At 55.4% G+C, this 2,811-nt stretch carries 2 protein-coding genes; both read left to right on the top strand.

Annotated features, from left to right (window positions below):
- Positions 1-456: 456 nt before the first annotated feature.
- Complete coding sequence (locus tag AAZU54_RS27225; RefSeq protein WP_434727894.1) at positions 457-1,791, top strand: OprD family outer membrane porin; 1,335 nt, start codon at positions 457-459, stop codon at positions 1,789-1,791.
- Between the two features lie 169 nt (positions 1,792-1,960).
- Entirely contained in the window at positions 1,961-2,599 is a 639-nt protein-coding gene (locus AAZU54_RS27220) for a peroxiredoxin (RefSeq protein WP_186552877.1), read from the top strand.
- Positions 2,600-2,811 lie beyond the last annotated feature (212 nt).

The following is a 2,811-nucleotide window of genomic DNA, read 5'->3' as shown; positions in this document are numbered from 1 at the left end:
CTCCCACGCAATCTGGGTCGTCCTCACGGTTTCGGGCTCTGCGTGGGAGCGGGCTTGCCCCGCGATGAGGCCCGCACTGACAACCTTCTTGCCTGGAAAAATCAGAATCGCCTGCTAGCCTTTCGCGGCCCTACAGATCGTTGTGGAATAAGGTTATGAGCAAACGTTTGCAAATAACCTAAAGCTCTATACGGGGTCGCCGATACAACTTTTGGTAGTAAAGGTTCCTAGGATATTCCGCAAAAGTCTTACAGATTCATAAAACAGTCATTTTGGATTTATAGGATTGTCATTATCCTGTAGCGCAGGTGGCGTCTTAGACCAAAGTCGTGAAACGATTAGAAATGATTGACTTCACGGTCACACTTTGGGACTAAATCGCCCATCCACGGCAGAGCGGGGCAGCAGATCCCGCCGCCTGAGATACACAAAAATTAGAACGTAGAGGAGCAAAACATGTACAAGTCCAGCCTGGCTCTGGCCGTGGCACTGGGGGTTCTCGCCCAACAAGCAGGCGCTGCTGGTTTCGTTGAGGACAGCAAACTGTCCCTGAGCTCGCGCACCATGTACTTCAATGACGACAACCGTGAGACTGGCGGCGACAAGCCTCGCCCGGATACTCGTGAGTCGGGTCAAGGCTTCAAGCTTGACTACATCTCCGGTTTCACTGAAGGCACGGTTGGTTTTGGTGTAGATGCTCAGGCTTTGTGGGGTATTCACCTGGATGGCGGTAAAGGCTATCACGCCGACAGCAGCAGCTTCTTCCCTAGCGACTCTGACGGTTCTGCCGAGAAGCAATGGGCGCGCTTCGGTGCTAATGCCAAGGTTCGCTTCTCCAAGACCGAAGCGCATTTCGGTAGCGCACTTGCTCCGATGTTGCCGATCTTGGTTTCCAACGATGGTCGTCTGCTGCCGCAAACCTTCGAAGGTGGCACCATCACCTCCAAGGAAATCGACAACCTGACCATCAACGCCGGTCAGCTTACCCATGCCATGGGGCGAGCGTCGAGCAACCGTACCGGTCTGTCTGTCGCCGGTGCTACCGCTGAAAGCAACAAGTTCCGCTACGGTGGTCTGGACTATAAGCTCACTCCTGACCTGACCCTGCAGTACTACTATTCAAACTTGGAAGACTTCTACAAGCAGCATTTCCTGGGTGCAACCCACGTCTTCAAGATTGCCGACGATCAATCGTTCAAAACTGACCTGCGCTACTTCGATAGCCGCTCAGACGGCAAGAACAAAGATGGCGGACCTGGTGAGTACAACTTCAACAACAACGGCGGTTACGAGAAAGTTGACGGCAAGGTCGACAACAAGACTTGGTCCGCCATGTTCACCTACACCCTGGGTGGCCACGCGATGATGCTGGGTCATCAACAAGTTGGCGATGATGGTGGCTTTGTTTGGCTGAACCAAGGCGGCCTGGCCGATGAAGGCGCAGCAGGTGCTAGCTTCTACCTGTTCACCGACAGCATGATCAATCAGTTCGCACGTGCGGGCACCAACACCACCTTCGGTCAGTACAGCTACGACTTCGCTCGTGTAGGCGTTCCGGGTCTGAAGGCTTCGGTTGCGTACCTGCGTGGTGACGACATTCGTAATCGTGATGGCAACGGTACCTACCATGAGTGGGAGCGTGACGCCCGTATTGACTACGTCATTCAGGACGGCACCTTCAAAGGTCTGGGCGCCAGCCTGCGTCATGGCACTTACCGCGGTGAAGGCCAAGCTCCGGTCGACAAAGACCAGGCCCGCTTGATCGTCAACTACACTTACAACTTCATGTAAGTCGCAGTTGCACAAAGGAGCCTCGCCTAGTGCGAGGCTTTTTTGTGCCCAAGATTTCGTATGCATTCTAGTTATAAATAAATCGATATTTATTCTTTTTGTTTTGCATCGAGTGCAGGCACATTGAACCCATACCGCGCCCTAACGCAGATCTAAGGAGCCCCACCCCATGAGCCTCAAACTCGGCGACATCGCCCCCGATTTCGAACAGGATTCCAGCGCTGGCAAGATTCGCTTCCACGAGTGGTTGGGCAATAGCTGGGGCGTGCTGTTCTCGCACCCTGCCGATTTCACCCCGGTGTGCACCACCGAGCTGGGCCTGACCGCCAAGCTCAAGGATGACTTCGCCCAGCGTGGGGTCAAGGCCATCGCCCTGTCGGTCGACCCGGTCGACTCGCACCACAAATGGATCGATGACATCAACGAAACGCAGAACACCGTGGTCAACTTCCCGATCATCGCCGACGCCGATCGCAAGGTTTCCGACCTGTACGACCTGATCCACCCCAACGCCAACGACACCCTGACGGTGCGCTCGCTGTTCGTGATCGATCCGAACAAGAAAGTGCGCCTGACCATTACCTATCCAGCCAGCACCGGGCGCAACTTCAATGAGATCCTGCGGGTGATCGACTCGTTGCAGCTGACCGACAACTACAAGGTCGCCACCCCAGGTAACTGGCAGGACGGCGACGAAGTGGTGATCGTGCCGTCGCTCAAGGACGAAGACGAAATCAAGCAGCGCTTCCCCAAAGGCTACCGTGCCGTGAAGCCCTATCTGCGTCTGACGCCACAACCGAATCGTTAAGCTATTCCTCGTTGCATTGCTCTTAGCCAAGCAGGGATCTTCGGGCCGTTTCGACGGCCCTTTTTTATGCCTGAGAGAAACTCAGGCAGCGTTGGCCTGGAAGACGGGCTAAGTGGAAGACGGGCTACGTGGAGGAAGGGCTGCGTGGGAGAAGGGCTGCGTGGGAGAAGGGCTGCATGGGAGAAGGGCTGCATGGAGGAGCGGCTGCGTGG

This window comes from Pseudomonas sp. Je.1.5.c (genome assembly GCF_051129895.1).
Taxonomy (GTDB): Bacteria; Pseudomonadota; Gammaproteobacteria; order Pseudomonadales; family Pseudomonadaceae; genus Aquipseudomonas; species Aquipseudomonas urmiensis.
This window is presented reverse-complemented; position numbering and strand designations above follow the sequence as displayed.

Excerpts from the sequence above, each read along its gene's own strand:
- AAZU54_RS27220 (WP_186552877.1), top strand. The coding sequence starts at position 1,961 with ATGAGCCTCAAACTCGGCGACATCGCCCCCGATTTCGAACAGGATTCC.
- AAZU54_RS27225 (WP_434727894.1), top strand. The coding sequence starts at position 457 with ATGTACAAGTCCAGCCTGGCTCTGGCCGTGGCACTGGGGGTTCTCGCC.